At 60.8% G+C, this 18,391-nt stretch carries 18 protein-coding genes and 1 pseudogene; 9 read left to right on the top strand and 10 right to left on the bottom strand.

What is annotated here, in order from left to right:
* Window positions 1-500: autotransporter outer membrane beta-barrel domain-containing protein (locus GTF44_RS19285; RefSeq protein ID WP_171586963.1), on the top strand; the 500-nt coding region annotated here is incomplete at its 5' end.
* Between the two features lie 370 nt (window positions 501-870).
* Here GTF44_RS19285 and GTF44_RS19280 read toward each other — a convergent pair.
* Genes GTF44_RS19280 through GTF44_RS19265 form a run of 4 tightly spaced genes read right to left on the bottom strand, consistent with a single transcriptional unit; the run spans window position 871 to window position 5,351 of the window.
* Complete coding sequence (locus tag GTF44_RS19280; RefSeq protein ID WP_171562845.1) at window positions 871-2,475, bottom strand: amidohydrolase family protein; 1,605 nt, start codon at window positions 2,473-2,475, stop codon at window positions 871-873.
* 4 nt (window positions 2,476-2,479) lie between these two features.
* The gene (locus tag GTF44_RS19275) at window positions 2,480-3,775 is read right to left on the bottom strand and encodes a TRAP transporter large permease (protein WP_171562849.1); all 1,296 of its coding nucleotides are present in this window, start codon (window positions 3,773-3,775) and stop codon (window positions 2,480-2,482) included.
* On the bottom strand, window positions 3,772-4,308 hold the full coding sequence (locus tag GTF44_RS19270) for a TRAP transporter small permease (protein WP_171562852.1): 537 nt from the start codon (window positions 4,306-4,308) through the stop codon (window positions 3,772-3,774). Before GTF44_RS19270 ends, GTF44_RS19275 begins: the two co-directional genes overlap by 4 nt.
* Before the next feature lie 50 nt (window positions 4,309-4,358).
* Window positions 4,359-5,351 (bottom strand): TRAP transporter substrate-binding protein, encoded by a 993-nt coding sequence (locus GTF44_RS19265; protein ID WP_171562855.1) that lies wholly within the window; start codon window positions 5,349-5,351, stop codon window positions 4,359-4,361.
* Window positions 5,352-5,451: 100 nt separating this feature from the next.
* On the opposite strand from GTF44_RS19265, the gene GTF44_RS19260 reads away from it, so the two are divergent.
* Window positions 5,452-6,342, top strand: coding sequence for a LysR family transcriptional regulator (locus GTF44_RS19260; protein ID WP_171562858.1), 891 nt, complete (start codon window positions 5,452-5,454; stop codon window positions 6,340-6,342).
* A gap of 16 nt (window positions 6,343-6,358) precedes the next feature.
* Here GTF44_RS19260 and GTF44_RS19255 read toward each other — a convergent pair whose 3' ends face one another.
* On the bottom strand, window positions 6,359-7,978 hold the full coding sequence (locus GTF44_RS19255) for an amidohydrolase (RefSeq protein ID WP_171562861.1): 1,620 nt from the start codon (window positions 7,976-7,978) through the stop codon (window positions 6,359-6,361).
* Between the two features lie 292 nt (window positions 7,979-8,270).
* Here GTF44_RS19255 and GTF44_RS19250 point away from each other — a divergent pair.
* Window positions 8,271-8,465: pseudogene (locus GTF44_RS19250) on the top strand (transposase); the annotation flags it as partial.
* A gap of 369 nt (window positions 8,466-8,834) precedes the next feature.
* Here the strand turns inward: GTF44_RS19250 and GTF44_RS19245 are convergent.
* Window positions 8,835-9,839, bottom strand: a complete 1,005-nt coding sequence (locus GTF44_RS19245; RefSeq protein WP_171562577.1) for a LacI family DNA-binding transcriptional regulator — start codon at window positions 9,837-9,839, stop codon at window positions 8,835-8,837.
* 122 nt (window positions 9,840-9,961) lie between these two features.
* Here GTF44_RS19245 and GTF44_RS19240 point away from each other — a divergent pair, with 122 nt between their 5' ends.
* From GTF44_RS19240 to GTF44_RS19215, 6 genes are read left to right on the top strand one after another with little or no spacing between them, the layout of a single operon-like run.
* Window positions 9,962-11,149: a CaiB/BaiF CoA-transferase family protein gene (locus tag GTF44_RS19240; RefSeq protein WP_171562575.1), complete on the top strand. Its 1,188-nt coding sequence runs from the start codon at window positions 9,962-9,964 to the stop codon at window positions 11,147-11,149.
* Window positions 11,146-11,940 (top strand): enoyl-CoA hydratase/isomerase family protein, encoded by a 795-nt coding sequence (locus tag GTF44_RS19235; RefSeq protein ID WP_171562573.1) that lies wholly within the window; start codon window positions 11,146-11,148, stop codon window positions 11,938-11,940. The genes GTF44_RS19240 and GTF44_RS19235 overlap by 4 nt, the downstream gene beginning before the upstream one ends.
* An 11-nt stretch (window positions 11,941-11,951) precedes the next feature.
* Window positions 11,952-12,902 (top strand): MBL fold metallo-hydrolase, encoded by a 951-nt coding sequence (locus tag GTF44_RS19230; RefSeq protein ID WP_216365181.1) that lies wholly within the window; start codon window positions 11,952-11,954, stop codon window positions 12,900-12,902.
* Complete coding sequence (locus GTF44_RS19225) at window positions 12,892-13,848, top strand: 3-hydroxyacyl-CoA dehydrogenase family protein (protein ID WP_216365180.1); 957 nt, start codon at window positions 12,892-12,894, stop codon at window positions 13,846-13,848. Before GTF44_RS19230 ends, GTF44_RS19225 begins: the two co-directional genes overlap by 11 nt.
* 9 nt (window positions 13,849-13,857) lie before the next feature.
* A complete protein-coding gene (locus GTF44_RS19220) occupies window positions 13,858-14,247 on the top strand; it encodes a VOC family protein (RefSeq protein ID WP_171562571.1) in 390 nt (129 codons plus the stop codon).
* 27 nt (window positions 14,248-14,274) lie between these two features.
* Window positions 14,275-14,571: a hypothetical protein gene (locus tag GTF44_RS19215; RefSeq protein ID WP_171562570.1), complete on the top strand. Its 297-nt coding sequence runs from the start codon at window positions 14,275-14,277 to the stop codon at window positions 14,569-14,571.
* Here the strand turns inward: GTF44_RS19215 and GTF44_RS19210 are convergent.
* From GTF44_RS19210 to GTF44_RS19195, 4 genes are read right to left on the bottom strand one after another with little or no spacing between them, the layout of a single operon-like run.
* On the bottom strand, window positions 14,568-15,476 hold the full coding sequence (locus tag GTF44_RS19210) for a sugar kinase (RefSeq protein WP_171562568.1): 909 nt from the start codon (window positions 15,474-15,476) through the stop codon (window positions 14,568-14,570). The two genes, GTF44_RS19215 and GTF44_RS19210, sit on opposite strands and share 4 nt — an antisense overlap.
* Window positions 15,473-16,537: a zinc-binding dehydrogenase gene (locus GTF44_RS19205; RefSeq protein ID WP_216365718.1), complete on the bottom strand. Its 1,065-nt coding sequence runs from the start codon at window positions 16,535-16,537 to the stop codon at window positions 15,473-15,475. The genes GTF44_RS19210 and GTF44_RS19205 overlap by 4 nt, the downstream gene beginning before the upstream one ends.
* Entirely contained in the window at window positions 16,491-17,207 is a 717-nt protein-coding gene (locus tag GTF44_RS19200) for an SDR family NAD(P)-dependent oxidoreductase (RefSeq protein ID WP_171562567.1), read from the bottom strand. The genes GTF44_RS19205 and GTF44_RS19200 overlap by 47 nt, the downstream gene beginning before the upstream one ends.
* Complete coding sequence (locus tag GTF44_RS19195; protein ID WP_171562566.1) at window positions 17,204-18,328, bottom strand: extracellular solute-binding protein; 1,125 nt, start codon at window positions 18,326-18,328, stop codon at window positions 17,204-17,206. The genes GTF44_RS19200 and GTF44_RS19195 overlap by 4 nt, the downstream gene beginning before the upstream one ends.
* Between the last annotated feature and the right edge of the window lie 63 nt (window positions 18,329-18,391).

The following is an 18,391-nucleotide window of genomic DNA, read 5'->3' as shown; positions in this document are numbered from 1 at the left end:
ATCTGAGCTCTGACAGCCTTGGGAGCTTGATCGAAGGCAACAGCGGGACGGGCTATGCGCTGTCGATCGAGGCCGGACAGCAGCTTGACCTTGGCTCCCGGCTGTCGGTGATCCCGCAGGCACAGCTGAGCCTGTCCTCTGTCACGTTCAGTGACTTCACGGGTGAGGCGCAGGGGGAGCAGCGTGTGTCGCTGAGCGAGGCGGCCAGCCAGCAGCTGCGGCTTGGGCTTGAGTTTGCGGCGCAGGATCAGGGGGCGAGCGGTGTTTATGGGATCGTGAACCTGTACCATGACTTTGGGTCTGGCAGCGAGGTGCGGGTTGGGTCCGCATCGCTGACGAGTGAGAATGAGGCCTGGGCGCTTGGGGTTGGCGTTGGCGGCCGCTATGCGTGGAATGACCGGGTGGATCTGTTTGGGGAAGCCTCCTACGCCACTGGGCTCGGCAACGCTGGCGATGCCAGCGCCCTCAGCGCAAGCGCAGGCCTCAAGGTGATGTTCTAGGGGTTAAGTTCCGGATCTATTTTAGCATTCCTACTACTGGGCGATGATCCTGCGTAAGGTCTTTGACGACCTTCTCGCCGTGGCCCTGCTTGGTTCCGGGTTTCTGTCTCATCTCCACTCCTTGGTGGTTACGATGTGCCAGAAATCCTCCCTTATCCCGCCTTGCCACTCCTTGCTGTGCGCGCTCGCAGCGCAGATTTCGCCGCGTCTCCATCATCAACAGTGCCGCAAAGCAGCGAGAAAACCTACTAGTCGTTCCCGGCGCAGCGGGATCTCTTCTCGCGGGAGGCAAGTCGCAGCCAAAGCGTTGGTCCGAACTTCCCATGGATTCGGCGCTGTAGCGAACAGCAAATTGGACAAACCAAATCGGTTATGGACCGGCGGCGGCGAAGTCACGTAAGACGGTGCCGTTGTTTACGGATGTTCGGGTTCCATCCCGCATCGAGAGCGCGCCGTTCACAAGCACATGGGCAATGCCGCTGGCATAGCGGCGCGGGTGGCGGGCGGTGGCATTGCTGGTGATGGCCATGGGGTCAAAGACGCAAATGTCGGCGTGGTACCCTTTGCGCAGTTTTCCGCGCTGCTTCAGGCCAATACGCCTCGCCGGCAAGGACGTGATTTTTGCAAGCCCCTCGCCGAGGGTCAGGATGCTTTTGTCGCGGACATAATACTGCAGGAACCGCGCGGCCCAGCCATATCCGCTGAGCGAGCCGACATGATCGCTGAGAACCCCGTCATTGGCGATCGCGACGGTGTCTGAAATTACAGCGCATTCCCCCTGTTCCAAGCAAAGCTCGATATCCTTGTTCTGAAAGCTCTTGGATGACCACATCGCCGCCATCATGTTTTCGCCTTCCTCCAGCAGGATATCGAGAGCCGCGTCATAGGGATCGACGCCGCGCATACGCCCGATCTCTTCAAAGGTGGTGCCAACCAGATCCTTGTTGGTTGTCGCGTTGAGCAGGATGATATCGTGCCACTGCTGCGCCTTTACGATCAGCCACATCGGCTTTGGGTTTGCCTTGATTTGTGCGCGGGTCTCGGGGTCGGCAAGACGTTTGAGCACATCGTCGATGGATCCGGCCTGCGCCCATTTCGGCAGAATCGCGGCCATCAGCGTGTGGTTCCAGTCATGCGGGATAACGTCAAAGGCGATATCTGCGTCGTACCGCCGGGCGAGATCGATCATTTCCAGCGTATGCGCCATCGCGTGAGAGGGCGCGCCGAATTTGGGCTGAATATGGCTGATCTGAAGTTTGGCACCGGCCTGACGCGCGGTGCTGATCGCTTCGGTGAATCCCATATCATATTCGGTGTCGCGGTTGCGCACATGCGTCGCGTAAAGGCGCTCGTGCTTGGCAGCCACTTCGACCATGGGCACCAGATGATCGGGTGCGGCAAGGCTGCCGGGATAGTATTCAAGCCCAGAGGAAAAGCCCCCGGCCCCTTCCTCCATGCATTGATCGACGAGCTTGGCCATTTCAGCGACGTCCTCGGGGTGTCCGGCGTGAAGCTCGTCGCCCAGAACTGCGCGGTGGATGGTGCCGTGCCCGACAAATGCCACCACATTCACACCGAGGGGCGTTTCATCCAGCACGTCAAGGTAGTCGCCAAAACTGAGCCATTTCTTGTGCTCCGCCTTGTCGGTAAACCAGGGGGAGACTTGCCGGATCGCAGAATGGGAGCAGACCGGTGCGCAGGAGATGCCGCATTGGCCGATCACCTCGGTTGTGACGCCCTGGTGCACCTGGCTTTCGGCGCGACCATCGGCGATGAGCGTGAAATCGGAATGCGTGTGCATATCGATAAAGCCCGGCGAGACGGTTAGGCCCGTGACATCGATCACCTCCTCGGCCTGGGCGGTGATGTCTCCAACCTCTGTAATCATGCCGTCCTTCACGCCGACATCTGCGATGCGCACGGGCGCGCCCGTGCCATCGTGGACCTCGCCGCCTTTCAGAATGATGTCAAACATGGTCTTACCTCACGGATGCAGGGCCATAGACCCAGTCGGGTAAAAAGAGCGTCAAACCGGGGAAGAGGATGATGATGATCATGCCAATGATATAGGCGCCAATGAATGGCAGCACGGCCACGGATATGCGTTCAAGCGAGATTTTTGAGATCCGTGATGCGATGGTCAGGTTTGCGCCCAAGGGTGGTGTCAAAAAGCCGATCTCACAGGTGATGACGGTGAAGATGCCAAAGAGCACGGGGTCGATGCCGAGCGACACGACAAGAGGCAGGAACACAGCCGTAAAGAGGACGATCTGCGCGAGGCTTTCCATGAAGGTGCCGATGAAAATATAGAACACGCCGATTAACAGCAGGACCAAAAACGGGCTGGTGGTGATGGCCGTGATGCCCGATTGAACCGCAGCTGGCACGTCATAGAACGCGGTGAGTTGACCAAAGGCCAAGGTCGGTGTCAGCAGGATCAGGATGCCCGTTAGCAAGGCGGTAAACCGCAGCGCCTCCAGCACCTTCTTGACGGTCAGTTCGCGGTATATAAACAAACCCACGAAAAGGGCATAAAATACCGCGACGCCCGCCGCTTCGGTTGGGGTGAAGACCCCGCCATAGATGCCGCCAAGGATCAAGACGGGCGCGCCGATGGACCATTTGCCTTCCCAGGTCGCGTTCAGGAAAGGGCCCCAGGTGAAGCGGTCACCGACACCGCCATAGCCACGCCGACGCGCGATAATGTAGGTGGTCATCATCAGTAGCGTTGTCACGATGAAACCTGGCACGATGCCAGCCAGGAAAAGCCGGGGGATCGAGGTTTCCGACACCAACCCGTAGATGATCATCAGGTTGGATGGCGGGATCAGGCTGCCCAAAGCACCGGCGCTTGCGGTGATGGCTGCGGCAAAGGGAACGTCATACCCTTCTTTCTTCATGGCCGGCACGGTGGCCGATCCGATGGCCGCAGTGGTCGCCGGCCCCGACCCCGAGAGCGCGCCAAAGAGCATGCAGGCGAAGACGGTCACAAGGCCCATGGACCCGCGATAGGCCCCCACCAGCTTGGTGGCGATACCGATCATGCGGTTCGCCATACCGCCCGTTTCCATCAGCCGCCCGGCCAGCACAAACAGCGGAATGGTCAGTAGCGGAAAGGGAGTCAGGCTGTTGTATCCGGTCTGAGCCAGCAGCGTGTAGGGGATATCGATGAGAAAAAGCGCCAGCGCCGTGGTCAGGCCAACAGCGGCAAAAAGCGGCACGCCAATTAGTGTCAGAACGACAAAACAGATCGACAGAAGGAGCAGCTCGTTCAAAACAGGTGCTCCTCGTCCGGGGTCGCATCGCCGTCTTCGACCAGCATCCCCGGAAGGCCCTCGGCGCCATCGCGGTACCAAAGGACATAGGTCTGGATCAGGCGGATCAGCATCAGGCCATAGCCGATCACCAGAATGGTCTGAGGGTAGAATTCATTGATGCCCAAGCTGGGGCTGCGCGAGGGAAATCTCCACAGAACGGTCAGGTATTGCCAGCTGACCAGAACCATCAGGATGCTGAATGCCGCCCAGGCCAGATCGGCGGTGAAGATGGCAAATCGGCCAATCTTGACAGGAAAAGCCTGCACAGCAATCAGGATCCGGATGTGGAAGCGTTCGCGTACGCAAAGGGAGGCACCCATATAGACTGCCCAGACCATGCAGATTGCTGCGGCTTCCTCGGTCCAGTGCAGGGCGACTTCAAAGACGTAGCGCGCCACGACCTGACTGATCACCGCAACGGCGATGACCGAAAGGGCAATACAGCACAAAGCCTCTTCGAAGTGTTTTTCGAGCCAGCGGAGAATGAACATGGCGCGCGCCTTTTTAGGGTGCGGGGGCGATAAGCACCCCGCATGTCATCTTACTCGGTTGCTTCGTTGATCATGTTGACAAGATCGACGAACTCCTGCCCACGTTCGGCGGCAACCGCTTGCTGTACTTCCTGGGCGGCGGCGATGAAATCGGCGCGATCTGGGTCTGTGCGGGTCATCCCGCCCTCACTGGCTAGCCATCCACGGATCTCTTCGGTTTCGGCGCGCACCTCAGCGCTGAACCGTGCGCTGGCATCGGTGGCGGCGCGCATCACCTGTTCTTTCTGCTCGTCGCTCAGGCGATCCATGAAGCTGGACGAGGCAAAGAGTGGCGCCATCGATACGAAATGTTCGAGAATGACAAGGTTCGGCATGAATTCGTAAAAGCTCATGTCGCGGATAAAGGACGTGCCATTGTCACCCCCATCCACGGTGCCGGTTTGCAGCGCGGTGGGTGTTTCCGACCATGCCAGCGGCACCGGATTGGCACCAAACGCCTCAAACGTCTGGAGCATCACGGCGTTGTTCGGCGTGCGGATCTTGAGGCCAGCCATATCGGCCATCGTCTCAATGGGGCGCACTGAATTATAGAAGTCCCGGTAAAGTGCTGGACCGAAGGCAAGCAGATGTACGCCGGTGTCTTCCAACAGCTGAGCCTTGATGAAGTCACCCACTTCGCCATCCACCACGCGGGCCAGATGATCGGTGTTCTGGAAAATGTAGGGCAACACAGTCACGTCCATCAGTGGCCAATGTGGCGAGACATTGTTGGCGGTGATGAAGAAGCCATCAACCGTGCCCAACTGCATCGCGCGGAAGCCTTCATCTTCGGTGGCCACCTGGTTGCAACAGCGCAGGCGCACGTCAACGGTGCCATCGGTATACTCTTCTACCAATTCTTCGAAGATTGCGCCAAAGCGGCCATAAAGAGATTCTTCAGGCGCGCCAAAGCCCACGTTCATTGTAATCTCTTGTGCGGTGACCGTGCCAGCAGAAAGGGAAAGTGCGGCCAGAACGGCCAGCGTGTTACGTTTGAAGCTCATGATCAGTCTCCTTGTCGGTTCAGTGTTTTCAGCAAGCGTTGCACGGGAACGAACGCAGGGATAATATCATTTACAACTTTTTTGATACCTAATAGGCATCATGCGGTCTGATTTCCGTCGCCTTCGTTACTTTGTCGCTGTTGCAGAGGAGCTGCATTTCCGCCGCGCGGCCGAGCGTTTGGGTATTGCCCAGCCGGCGCTAAGCCGTGCCATTCGCACCATTGAGGATGAGATGGGCGCGGTGCTTTTTTCGCGCTCCAACCGTGTTGTGAACCTGACACCTGCCGGGCAGATCTTTCTGGAACGCGCCTATGAAATCCTCAGCCTTTCCGAACGCGCTGGGCGCGATGTGCGCAATGCCCATGAGGGCCGGGCGGGGACGTTGCGGATCGGATATACCGATTTCGCGATTGCGGGGCCCTTGCCCGAGTTGCTGAACGACTTCCAGATCTTGCAGCCCCAAATCACCTTGCGCCCGCAACATGGTGTCACGCTAACGCAGCTTAAACGCCTGGCGGAGGGTAAGCTGGACATCGGGTTTGTCACGGGTCCGGTCAATGCACCGGGATATGCGCAACGCCCAATTCATGCCGAAAGACTGGTATGTGTGTGCCCCGACAGCCACGCCTTTGCCCGGCGGGACGACATCCGGCTGGCCGATCTGGCGGACGAGGATTTTGTGCATGGTGGGGCCACGGACTGGCAGTATTTCTATGACTACCTCAATCCATTGTGCCGGCGCGCGGGGTTTATGCCGCGCATCGCGCAGGAGGCCTTCAACACAGCTGGCATTCTCGGCCTCGTGGCCTGTGGCATGGGCGTGACCGTTCTGACCGAAAGTGTTGTCCGGACACTTGGTCCGGGCCTTCGGGTGGTGCCCATCCGGGATGTGTCCGAACAGCTGATCACCTGTGCGATCTGGCGACAAGACCAGACGCGCGGGCCGATCAGCCATTTTGTTGACTATCTCGAAAACTTGCCTGTGGCGTAAGCCGCATTCAAACGCATCAGGCCGTGACCACCCCACCCAGAACGGTGCCCACGATGGGAATGTCGCGCAGGTGCGCAGGGTCCGTCGTCAACGGATCGCCGTCCAGAACGGTGAAATCGGCGCGCTTGCCTGTTTGGATCGAGCCGACCTGATCTTCCATCTTCAGGACATAAGCCGCCCCCATTGTTATGTTATGCAGGGCCTGGGCCACGGAAATCTGCTGGTTGGTGCCCAGTTGGCGGCCCGTTTCCGTCAGCCGGTTCACGGCAATCCACGCGGTCTGCAGCGGCGCCATCGGCGTCACAGGCGCGTCGGAATGGATCGCAAAGTCACCGTTGAAGACCTCCCACGCGTCGCGGGCGGCATCCATCCGCGCGGCGCGGTCTGGGCCAATCGTCTTCGTCCAATGCAGGTCGCCGAAGTAATGGACGTGGTTTGAAAAGATGTTCACCGTCAAGCCAAGCGCCCGCATCCGTTTGAATTGATCCAGACCGGCCAGCTGCACATGCTCTAGCGTGTGGCGGTGATCCGCATTGGGCGTGCGCATCATCGCATCCCGAAAGGTCTCGATCGCCAGTTCAGAGGCCGCATCTCCGTTGGTGTGCACATGGGTTTTGACCCCTGCACGGTGCAGCGCATCGACGGCGGCGCGAAAATGGTCCACGTCCATGTTCCAGATGCCATGATCTTCCATCCGGAAATAGCCGGGCGCCTTAAGCTTGGCTGTGCCGCCCTGAATGGCCCCATCGGTAAAAAGCTTTGCACGCCCCAGGTGCAGCTTGTCGGTCGAGCGCGTGCGCAGCGCCAGCGCGCGCTCTGCCTCGACTTCGGGATCTGCGCGCATGGCGTTCATCACAGGGACGTACCGCGCGGCAAAGCCATCATCGCTTGTCACGCGCGTCAACATGTCAACTTCCGCATCTTCGAGGTCAGACAGGAGGTCCGCCACCGTTGTGACGCCGCAATTGCGCGCCACCTGACCATAGGCACAAACGGCGTTTGCATCGGCAAGATCTGCGAAATTCAGCTTCGCCGCCGACATCACCGGGCCCATCGCCGCAAATTCCTGCAACTCGCCATTGGGTGTACCATCCGCCCCGCGCATTACGCCTTCGAGATTGGTCTGCACGTTGATCCCTGCCTGCATAAGGGCCGCAGAGTTGGCGGTCAGGAGATGAAAATTGGAATGGATGACAACCACGGGATGGTTGGTTGAGACCTGATCAAGCTGGTCCCTTTCAAGCCGGTTACCTTCTAGGAAATTGGGATCGAACCCCCACCCAACGACGGGAGCCCCCGGCGGCGTTTGAGCGGCAACTTTTCGCAATCTGGTGATCAGTGCGGGATAGTCCCGAAGGCCTGGCCAGGGTGTCCCGTCGGGATCAGTACGGGCGTAATGGCCGCAATAGGTGAACCGCCAGATCCCACCAGCCATGACATGTGCATGTGCTTCGATCAAACCGGGCATCATCACATGTGAAGCGAAACGGTCATCGTGCAAGGCCCGTCCCCACCCCTCGCCGCAATCGGGCCCACCGACGCCAAGAATAATCCCGTCCTGCACGGCAACATGCGTGGCAATGGGGCAGTTACGGTCCATGGTGATGATCTTCTTGGCGCTATAGACTGTAACCATTCGGATGAGCTTTCCTTTAGAGGGCGGGGTGGTTTCTCCAATAGTATGCACGATGTAACTTGGCATGCACTTGTTCATCAATCGGGGACGATTGCGCTTGCTTCTCTGCCAACGAGCACGTTTAGAAAGACTTCAAGCTCAGTCTCGGACTGGCGGCAATTGGAGAAGGGCTCGACATATCTGCAAAAAGAAACTTGGGGCACAGTCTGTCTGACGTCAGCGCCAATGGGACAGTTTAGGGTGATTTGATAAGGGAGGGTTTCTGGCACATCGTAACCACCAAGGAGTGGAGATGAGACAGAAACCCGGAACACGCAAGAGCCACGGCGAAAGTGTCGTCAAAGACATCCGCCGTGCGCCGCGCAAACAGTATTCCGCCGAGGAGAAGATCCGGATCGTGCTGGACGGCCTGAAGGGCGAAGACAGCATTGCGGAACTGTGCCGCCGTGAAGGCATTGCGCAGAGCCTGTATTACAGCTGGTCCAAGTAGTTCCTCGAGGCCGGAAAGAAGCGGCTGGCGGGCGATACGGCCCGCGCGGCGACCTCATGGAACAAGCAACAAGGTTTGTGTCCATTCCAACGTGTCTGGTGCAGGCGCGCAAGAATCCGTTCACCAATTCCGACACGATCAAGATGATGTTCAACCGTATCCCGGCTGAGAAGGAGATGTTCTGACTTAAAGAGCCGACGCATCGTTCCGGTGGCTACAATTGGTTCGGTGACCATCCTCGCGACGTGCTCGATTGGTTCGACAGTTTCATAGATTAGACAATTATGATCCTTGATCGTATGCGCTTAGCCTGAATGGCGCGCTGCAGGTGCCAGAAGCACAATCGCCTAGGCCGCTTCTTCCCTTTCAACCAGACCGTACCGGCGGCGTAGCGCTTTCGCGGATCACAAGCTCCGGCGGCGTCGTGATCCGGTGGATGGTGGCGCGTGCACCGTTCGGGGCGCAGATCATCCCGATGCTGACACGCCCCATCTCGGCCAGGGGCATTCGGACCACAGTAAGTGGCACGCGGAGATCACCGGCGAATTTGAGGTCATGGATCGCGATAACGGAGAGGTCTCCGGGCACGTTTCGCCCCATGGCGCGCGCCGCGCGTAGGGCACCCACCGCCGCGACTGCGTTGAAGCAGACCAAGCCGGTCAGATCGGGGTGGCGTGTCAGCAGGTCGTGCGTCGCGACCTCACCTTCCGGAGCCGTGGGGCCGGAGTAGATGACGCAAACCTCGTCCGCGTCGCCGCCCATCTCTTGACGCCATCCCTGCATCCGGTCTTCGGTAAAGGTCAGCCCGGGTTCGGTCGCCAAACAGCCGATCCGGCGGTGGCCAAGCCCTTTGAGATGCGCCGTGGCCATCGCCGCGGCTTCGGCATCGGGCAACAGGATCAGATGAGCCTCGATATCGAGCCGGGTCTGGAGCAACACAACCGGCACCTCCTGCAGTGCGGCCTGGACAATCAGCGCATCGGTCCAGGTGCCGCTGGCCTGCAGGATCAGCCCGTCCACACCCCCGCCGCCGATCATCTGGGCCAAGCGCGATCCGCTGGTACCCCCAACGGCGGCATCGCCCAAAAGGATCGCCTTGTTCTCGCGCTCCGCCTCTTCCTGGGCGCCGCGCAATATCTCTCCATAAACCGGGTTGGCGATGTCGTGCAGCACAACCGCGATCGTCCCTGACTTGGCCGAGCGCAGGGATTGCGCAGCGACATTGGGCGCATAATTCGTGTCGCGAAGGACGGCCTCGACCCGCTCTCGCGTCTCCTTGGCGATCCTGAGCGTCGTGTCCTTGTTGAGGACACGCGAGACGACGGCGGGGGAGACACCGGCGCGTTTCGCGATCTCTGCCAGAGTTGCCAAACCGGACCCTTTCGACGCTGTGTTTCGATGGAGCCTAGCAGATAGATATTGCGCGCGCCATAGATTTGGTAAATCGTATTACCAATAATAAAACGATTCGGAATCAAGAAGTGAGGACTGCGATGGCTGATACGCCGCAAGCTCTGGATGGTATTCGTGTTCTGGACTTCACCCAGATGATGCTGGGCCCCCTTTGCACCCAGACGCTGGCCGATATAGGGGCCGATGTCGTCAAGATAGAGCGCCCTGGCAAAGGTGAGTGGATGCGCGCGATGCCGATGATCGGGCAATTTGTCGGTGGCGACAGCGCGGCGTTCCATGCCTTTAACCGCAACAAGCGCTCGGTGGCGGTGGACCTCAAACACCCAGAGGGGCGCGCGCTGCTTCTGGAAATGGCGAAAAGCTGCGACGTGGTGGCCGAGAACTTCCGCACTGGTGTCATGGAGCGCCTCGGCCTCGGATACGAGGATTTCCGGGCCGCGAACCCCAAGATCATCTATGCCAGCGGCTCCGGCTGGGGCGCAGGCAGTTGGATGGCTGAGCAAGGGATGCCGGGGCAGGATCTGCTGATCCAGGCGATGTCGGGGCTGATGATGAATACCGGCCGGAGGGGCGACCCGCCCACCAATTGCGGCACACCGGTTGCCGATTTCGCGGCGAGCCAGGCGTTGGCCATCGGTATCCTCGGGGCGCTGATCGCGCGGGACCGGCACGCGGTGGGCCAGAAGGTCGAAACCAATCTCTATTCCGCCACGCTCAACATGATGGGGCAGGAGAATTTCGCTGTCCTGAATCAGGATATCACGCTGGAGCGGTCTGAGGCGGGTGTCGCATCCTGCTGGAACGACGCGCCTTATGGGGCGCATCCAACCGCCGATGGCTGGGTGGCGATCGCCATGTGCCCTCTGGGTAAGCTGGGGCCGCTTCTGGGAGACCCAGGGCTGGCAAAGATGGATGCCTGGGCGGAGCGGGATGCAGCGAAGCTGAGGATCGATGAGAGCACGCGCAAAATGACCACCGAAGAGATCATGGTGCTGTTCGGCGAGGCCGATGTGTGGTCCGCCCCGATCCGCAGCTCGGCAGAGGCGATGGAGGAGCTCGTGCGCCTGAACTCTCCACGGCTGGTGGAGATGGACCATCCTAAAGCGGGCGGCATCCGTGCCATCGCCAGCCCTGTGATCTTCAGCGAAACCCCGGCCAGCCTACGGTTTGTCCCGCCGCAGGTGGGGGAACATACCGACGAGGTTCTGGGCGAATTCCTGGATGTCGAGCGGGTTTCGGACCTGCGCGAAACGGGGGCCATCGGATGAGTGAGGAGCGGCTGCATCCCAACCTGGCGCTGGACCGCCGCGGCCCAATTGAGGTTCTGCGGGTGGATCGCGAGGAAGCGCTGGGCGCGCTCAATTTCGAGACCATGGAGGCGTTGGGCACCTATGTACAGGGCCTTTACGGGCGGCGGGATGAGGTCCGGGTCTTGATGCTGACCGGCACCGGGCGCGGCTTTGTCGCAGGCGCCGATATAGCGGGCTATCACGGGGCGGGTCAGACCGTGTTCGACGGGTTCCAGCGCCGCTCCCGCCAAACCTTCGACGCCATAGCGGGCCTGCCCCAGGCCACGATTTGCGCGGTCAATGGCTATGCGCTTGGCGGCGGGTTCGAATTGGCCATGTGTTGCGACTTCATCTTCGTGAACGAAAAGACCAAGCTGGGCCTGCCGGAAATCAAGCTCGGCCTTCTGCCCGGCGGCGGGGGGACACAGCGGCTGCCGCGCCTAGTGGGCGCGATGCGGGCCAAGGAATTACTGATGACGGGCCGGATGATCACGGCGGCGGAGGCAGTGGAGTATGGCGCCGCGCTTGAGGCCTGTGCGCCCGAGGCGCTGATGCCGCGTGCTCTGGAATTCGCCGAAAGCCTGGCCACCATGGCGCCCGTGGCGCTCTCCGAGGCCAAGCGGGTGGTCGATGACGGGCTCGATACGGCGCTCTCGGCTGGTCTGACCATGGAACAGCGCGTCTTGGGGGCGCTTTTCGCCACCGAGGACGGCAAGGAGGGCATCGCGGCCTTCATGGAAAAACGCGACCCGGACTTTAAAGGACAATGAGGCAAACAAACATGGCAAAATCCGTCATCTCTCACCAATCTGGCCCTTTCGCGGTCGTCTCCATGGGCCTGCCCGGCGATCATGAGGGCAAGACCGCGACGCGGGTGTTCTTCGTGCGCGGCGCGGAGAAAATCGCATTAATCGACAGCGGGCTTTATGGGGGCCTGGGTGACCTGAAACAGGCATTTGAGGAGCTGGGGTTGGCTTACAGCGACCTTGACCTGTTGCTTCTGACCCATGAGCATATGGACCATGTGGGCAATAACGGCTGGCTCAAGGCCGAGACCGGCTGCACCATTCTGGGCCATGCGGGGCGCGCCGACCGTGTGGCCGACAATATGCTGAACGCCAAGGCCATCGTTCATGCCTTCCCTGAGGGCGAGCATTTCGATCTGAATGCGGAGTATCTGGATTGGATGGGGCCGGTCGAAGGGCCGATTGAGCAATTCATCAAAGATGGCGACGTGATCGACCTGGGCGGCGGGGTGGAGTTGGAGGTGGTCGAGGTGTTCGGCCATTCTATGGCAGAGGTCGGGTTTTTTGAACGCTCCACAAAAACCCTGGTCATCGCCGACCCACTTTTGCCACCCTTCAACCCGGTGCTCTACCTTTACGAAGACCCCAATGTCATGCGCGCGACCTTCGACAAGATCGAACGGTTCCTGTGCAAGCGCGACGTCCAAGCGGTGTTGTTTGCACATGACGAGGTAAAAACCGCCGCCGAGACGGTGGAATTGGTGAACGATTGCCGACGGCGGGTGGATCAGGTGGAGACCTCGATGGTCACGCATATGACGGCCAATCCGGGGATCAGTTTTGGCGAGTTGCGCGACAAATGCTGCGACGACCAGAACATGGTGCGGGAATGGCGGGCGCTGGTGTCGATTGACGCAAGCCTGAAGGATTTCGCGGCCAAAGGCTTGGCGGAGCAGAGAAGGGACGGCTGGCATTATGTCGGGTGATCGGCCGGTCTGTGCGGTGCTCGGTGCTGGCACCATGGGCGCGCAGATTGCGCTTTCGCTCGCCCTTGGCGGGGCGGAGGTGCGGCTTTGGGCGCGCCAGGCAGAGAGCCTGGAAGCGGCCTTGGAGCGCTGCGGCGACGGGTTCGACTTTCTGAGCCGTGAGGGGCTGGTTGCGCCCGCCGATCGGCAAGCGGTTCTGGGGCGGATCGGTGTGCAGACCGGCATGGGCGCCGCCGTGGCCGGGGCCGGGTTTGTTATCGAGGCCGCGGCGGAGGATCTGATCGTCAAACAGGACTTGCTGAGCCGGGCCGAAGGCGTAGCCGCGCCGGAAGCGGTCCTGTCTTCAACCACCTCGGCGCTTTCAGCCAGCGATATCCAATCGGCATTGGCCCAGCCTGAGAATTTCTGTGTCGCTCACTACGCTCAGCCCGCTCATTTGGTGGAACTGGTCGAGGTCGTGCCGGGCAAAGCCACCGCCGACCGCACCACTGCGTTCACCACCGCAATACTGATGGACACCGGCAAGACCCCGGTCCTCTGCCCCGACATTCCCGGATTTCTCTGGGCGCGCATCCAGCACGCGGTGCTGCGCGAGTTCGCCGCGCTGGTCGGCCAAGGGCTGGTCACCGTCGAGGCCTGCGACACGATCCTGAAAGTGGGCTATGCCAGCCGTCTACCCGCCATGGGGGCGTTCGAACACGCCGATCTGGCCGGGCTCGACCTGATCAATTCAGACGCGGCCAAGGCGGTTTGGGCGGATCTGTCGAATGCCGCCGATCCCGGTGAGACGCCGGTGGGCACGCTTTTCGCCGAAGGCAAACTCGGTATGAAATCCGGGGAAGGGTTCTATGACTGGACCACCCGCGACCCTGACGCTTTCAAAGCGAAACGGGATGCCGAGATCGTCCGGCGGGTCAAAATCAACCGCGAATTAGACCGAGATTAAAGACAGCCGATGCCGCTCCACGCCTTCGACCACATCAATATTCACAGCGAAGACACCGCGCGCCTGGCCGAGTGGTATGGGGACATCTTAGGCCTGCGTATCGGCCCCCGGCCGGATGGCCTGGGGGTGGAGGGCCTCTGGCTCTATCTGGGTGATCAGGCGATCTTGCATCTGGTTGATGCGCCGAATGTGCACCGACCGGGCGCGGATGTAGTTCCGGCACTGGAGCATATCGCCTTCCGCGCCACCGGTCTGGATGAGTTTCAGAACCATCTCGCCCGCCGACAGATTGACTACACACCGTTCGAGGTGGCCGAGGTCGGGCTGGTGCAGATCAATCTCAACGACTGCGACGGCAACCATCTGCACATCGATTTCCCTCTCGAAGAGATGCCCTGACTGCCAACGCGCCGGAGGGAGGACGCTATGAGAACCAGCAAGAACCGCATCCTGACAACCCATGTCGGCAGCCTGCCGCGTCCGCACGACCTGCCGGGCGTCATCACCCATGCCTCAAGCGTGGTGGAGCATCCGGACTACATTGCCGAACGGATCATTCGATTTGCCGATCGCTGCGAGCGCAAGAATGTTATCGCCTCCACTGATTGCGGATTTTCCAGCCAGGCAATCTATAAGACCGAGGTGGAGAACCGGGTGGTCTGGGCGAAGCTCGCTACCCTGGCCGAGGGTGCACGGATCGCGTCAGAAAGGCTGTGGGGTTAGAGAATATCCGCCCGATAAGGGATCGGGTCGACTGCGCCGTAGCCCCTAACGGTGTCGGCGGCGACCATCACGGCACGTTCCGCGGCGATGCGGGCATCCCCGGTTTCGAGGAAATAGGCCAGCCAGGCCCCGGCGAAACTGTCGCCCGCCCCGGTGGAATCGACCGCTGTGACCTTCGGCACATCCAACCTGGTGTCTTCGCCGCCCATGCGCAAGACCGGCCCCCGGTCCCCCCGTTTCAGGATCACATGAGCTGCGCCAAAAGCAGCGAAACGGTCGAGAATGGTGGCTTCATCGGAGGTCCCAAGCAGCATCTCGGCCTCGTCATCGCTCGGTAGCACGATATCGGCCAAGGGCAGGAGACCAAAGATCGCCTCCCGCGCCTCCTCCAAGGTCCAGAGGTTCAGGCGCAGATTGGTGTCGAAAGAGACGAGCACCCCGGCCTCGCGCGCCACCTCGCACGCACGGGAGACAGCGGCACGCATGGTCGGGCTGATCGACTGGCTGAGCGCTGAGACATGCAGGATGCACGCCTTTCGGATGGCTTCTAATGGCAAATCGTCGGGGCCATAAAGGCTTGCCGCCGAGCTGCGGCGGGGGTAACTGAAACTGCGGCCAGAGGCATGGGGTTGGACAAAATAGACCCCAGTTGGGTCCTGCGGGCGGGTGAGAACGGTGGCGGCATCGACACCCTCCCGCGCCCAAAGCGCCAGCAACTCCTTCCCAAACGGATCGCCGCCCACCGCGCTGATATAGCCTGTGGTGGCCCCCTGCCGCGCCGCCGCGATGATCGCGCTTGAGGTGTCGCCACCAAAGCCTTGGCGATAAGCCGGGCGGCCGTCCACGGGGTCGGGCAGGCGCAGGAATTCGATTAGGGCCTCGCCGAGCGCCAGTATCTCAGTCATGCCGGTGTTATCAGGACTTTGCCCACGGCCCGCCGATCGGCCATCATGTCGCAGGCGGCTTGGGTCTCTGAGATCGGGAAACGCGCCGCCGTGATCGCCTCGAAATCGACGGTCCCACGCTCGATCAAATCGACGGCCTCAGCGAATTCATGGGTGAAGAGGATCGAGCCAACCGACGAGACCTCTTTAAGCGCGTTCAGATGGAGGTTGATCGGCACTTCGGAGGGTTGGATCAGCGAAAGAACCCCGATCACGCCTTGTTTGCGCACAGCGAACAGCGCCTGGTTATAAGCGTGAGGCGACCCGCTGGCTTCGATCACCACGTCATAGGCGCTGTCAGGCGGGGCGGTCTGGCCAATCACATAACCGCCCTTGGCGCTCACAGCCTCCGCCGCCGCGATGGCTTCAGGCTTTAGATCGGTGACCTCGACCTCCGCCCCCTTTGCCACGGAACTCACCACCGCCAACAGCCCCATTGGTCCGCAGCCCGTCACCAGCACCCGTTGACCTATCTGCACCCCGGCGCGGTTGACCGAATGCATCGCGCAGGCGAGCGGTTCGGCGAAGGTCAGATGATTGGGCGCGACGCCCTTGGCAACGCTATGGCAGCAGCGCGCGGGGAAGTCGAAACGCTCTCGGAAAAACCCGTCGATATGGGGTTTGGTGGTGGCCGATCCGGGGAAGCGTTTGGTGGGGCACATATTGATGTCGCCCGTCTGGCAGTTCTCGCAGGTCCCGCAGTTGATGACCGGGTTGATCGCCACCAACTGCCCGAACTCAAAGTCGTGGCCATTGGCGTCCTCCACCCAAGCGCAGGCCTCATGCCCAAGCGTCACGGGGTAATCCAGCGCAAACCCAGCATTCGCGAAATGCCGAAAATAATGCATGTCGGTGCCACAAATGCTGGCCGTGGCCAGGCGCAGGCGGATCTGATCCGGTGCGATCTCGTCGGGCATTTCGGCCTCTTCGATGTCGATCTGCCGGGCCTTGGTGAGCAGGGATTTCGCGTACATCTCAAAACCCGATGGAAAAGCCGCCATCGACCGGCAGGACCACGCCATTGATATGGGCCGCCTGATCGGAAGCGAGGAAGAACACGGCGTTGGCCACATCCTCTGGGCGGCCAAATTCGCCGCCCGGGATGCGTCCTTCGATCTTGGTCCGCCGTTCCGGGTCTTTCTCGAAGATCGCGCGGGTCATGTCGGTGTCGATGAAGCCAGGCGCCACGGCGTTGCAGCGGATGCCGAATTCGGCGCCATCCACCGCGACCGAGCGGGTCAGGCCGATGACCGCCGTCTTCGCCGTCACGTAGGCGGCTGCGAAGGGCAGGGCTAGGAGGCCACCCATCGACGAAATGTTCACAATCGCACCGCCCTGGTCTTTCTGAAGCGCGACGTAGCGCCCGCAGGCGGCAAACACGGCTTTGACATTGATATCGAGCCGCTCGTCCAACTCCTGCGTCGCCACCTCCCAAACCGGCTTTTTTAGATGCATCCCGGCATTGTTGACCAGGACATCAATGTGGCCCTCCGCAGTATGAATGGTATCGAGATACGAGGTATCGCGCCAGTTCATGAGGTCGGTCGTGGTGAAGCGCACCTCTCCCGATAAGGTGTCGATCTCACCCTCGGACCGCGCGACGACATAGACGCGGAACCCGGCCTCTAGGAACCGGCACGTCTGGGCTAGGCCCAGCCCTTTGTTACCCCCAGTGATGACGGCGATCTTCATGCGGCCTCCCAATCTCGGTATTTTCGGTAGAGCGCGTTGACGTCGCGCAGGAACGCCTCCTCTGACCGGTCATTGAGGAAGAAGGAGGGCATGATCTCGCAAACGGCATCGACAAAGCCCAGAAACCAAGGCGCGCGGGGGCGGGTCCAAGCGGCCTCCATCGTCGCCCGTGCGCCTGTTAGGAATCCTGTGTAGCGTGGATCGCCCCCCATCCGCTCCCAAGTTGCGCGATGTGCGGGCTGGCCATCATGCTCCAGATAGACGCCCGATTGGACGGGTTCGGACGCGACCCATCTGGCGAAACCCATGGCCTCCTCCTCCGACGCACTCTGCGCCGAGACACCAATCCCGGCGCCGCCGAGAATGCCGCGCCGGCGCTCGTAATCGGCGAAAATGGGCAAATGGCAATACTCCAACATATGTGGCCGAAACCCGAGCTTGGCATAGTTGATATAGCCGAAGAGACAGGGGCTTTGGGCGAAGTCATCGGTTGTGGCCATCATCTCCAGCACACGGATTGGGTTCCAGGTGACGGCCTCAGGGGGGCCAAGCCGGTAGAGTGTCTTAAGGACTTTGAGCGCCAGAAGGCCGTTGGCCTGAGAGACAAACTCCGTCTCTGAGACGGGCAGATCCTCTTCCCCCCGGCTGGCGACCAGTGTCATCATCATGTCGAAGGCATCGACCGGCAAAAGCGGGGTGACGAGCCGAAATTCCCGGTGATCGGCCCGCAGCAGTTCGTCCCAATGCGTCAAAGGCTCGGCGCAAAGATCGGGTCGACGGACGGCGACCTGGCTGGCCGCGTCAATTGGATAGGCCCAGAGCTGGCCGCGCCAATGGTAGCTTTCCAGGCTTCCGCCGATGGAACTCTCTGCCGCTTCCTCTGGCATCGTCAGAGGGCTCAGGCTCCCGCTTTCGGCGATCAGGCCGACATGGGGGTGATCCAACACGATCAGATCGTAGTCGCGGGCCAACGCCTCAATCGGCGCGTCGGCGAAGGCCTGAAGGCTGCGGCGATCCCAAGAAATCGAGATACCGGTCTGGGTTTCATAAAGCGCCGACGCCGCCTCAAGACAGGCATAGCCGCGTGGGTGGTCCCAGGTCATTCCTTTGAGGGTCGGCATGGATCAGGTCTCGGTTTCCTTGATGGTAAATGCTTTTACCATATATGCGTGACGACGCAAGCA

Origin of the sequence: Roseobacter sp. HKCCD6576-2 (assembly GCF_013179285.1) — a bacterium.
GTDB lineage: Bacteria > Pseudomonadota > Alphaproteobacteria > Rhodobacterales > Rhodobacteraceae > Rhodophyticola > Rhodophyticola oceani.
This window is presented reverse-complemented; position numbering and strand designations above follow the sequence as displayed.

What these genes read in the sequence shown, in the direction of transcription:
- GTF44_RS19200 (WP_171562567.1), bottom strand. Translation starts at nt 17,207, where the DNA reads ATGAAGATCGCCGTCATCACTGGGGGTAACAAAGGGCTGGGCCTAGCC.
- GTF44_RS19265 (WP_171562855.1), bottom strand. Translation starts at nt 5,351, where the DNA reads ATGAGCTTCAAACGTAACACGCTGGCCGTTCTGGCCGCACTTTCCCTT.
- GTF44_RS19205 (WP_216365718.1), bottom strand. Translation starts at nt 16,537, where the DNA reads ATGGCGTGGTCCTGCCGGTCGATGGCGGCTTTTCCATCGGGTTTTGAG.
- GTF44_RS19260 (WP_171562858.1), top strand. Translation starts at nt 5,452, where the DNA reads ATGCGGTCTGATTTCCGTCGCCTTCGTTACTTTGTCGCTGTTGCAGAG.
- GTF44_RS19240 (WP_171562575.1), top strand. Translation starts at nt 9,962, where the DNA reads ATGGCTGATACGCCGCAAGCTCTGGATGGTATTCGTGTTCTGGACTTC.
- GTF44_RS19270 (WP_171562852.1), bottom strand. Translation starts at nt 4,308, where the DNA reads ATGTTCATTCTCCGCTGGCTCGAAAAACACTTCGAAGAGGCTTTGTGC.
- GTF44_RS19210 (WP_171562568.1), bottom strand. Translation starts at nt 15,476, where the DNA reads ATGACTGAGATACTGGCGCTCGGCGAGGCCCTAATCGAATTCCTGCGC.
- GTF44_RS19230 (WP_216365181.1), top strand. Translation starts at nt 11,952, where the DNA reads ATGGCAAAATCCGTCATCTCTCACCAATCTGGCCCTTTCGCGGTCGTC.
- GTF44_RS19215 (WP_171562570.1), top strand. Translation starts at nt 14,275, where the DNA reads ATGAGAACCAGCAAGAACCGCATCCTGACAACCCATGTCGGCAGCCTG.
- GTF44_RS19235 (WP_171562573.1), top strand. Translation starts at nt 11,146, where the DNA reads ATGAGTGAGGAGCGGCTGCATCCCAACCTGGCGCTGGACCGCCGCGGC.
- GTF44_RS19255 (WP_171562861.1), bottom strand. Translation starts at nt 7,978, where the DNA reads ATGGTTACAGTCTATAGCGCCAAGAAGATCATCACCATGGACCGTAAC.
- GTF44_RS19225 (WP_216365180.1), top strand. Translation starts at nt 12,892, where the DNA reads ATGTCGGGTGATCGGCCGGTCTGTGCGGTGCTCGGTGCTGGCACCATG.
- GTF44_RS19280 (WP_171562845.1), bottom strand. Translation starts at nt 2,475, where the DNA reads ATGTTTGACATCATTCTGAAAGGCGGCGAGGTCCACGATGGCACGGGC.
- GTF44_RS19220 (WP_171562571.1), top strand. Translation starts at nt 13,858, where the DNA reads ATGCCGCTCCACGCCTTCGACCACATCAATATTCACAGCGAAGACACC.
- GTF44_RS19195 (WP_171562566.1), bottom strand. Translation starts at nt 18,328, where the DNA reads ATGCCGACCCTCAAAGGAATGACCTGGGACCACCCACGCGGCTATGCC.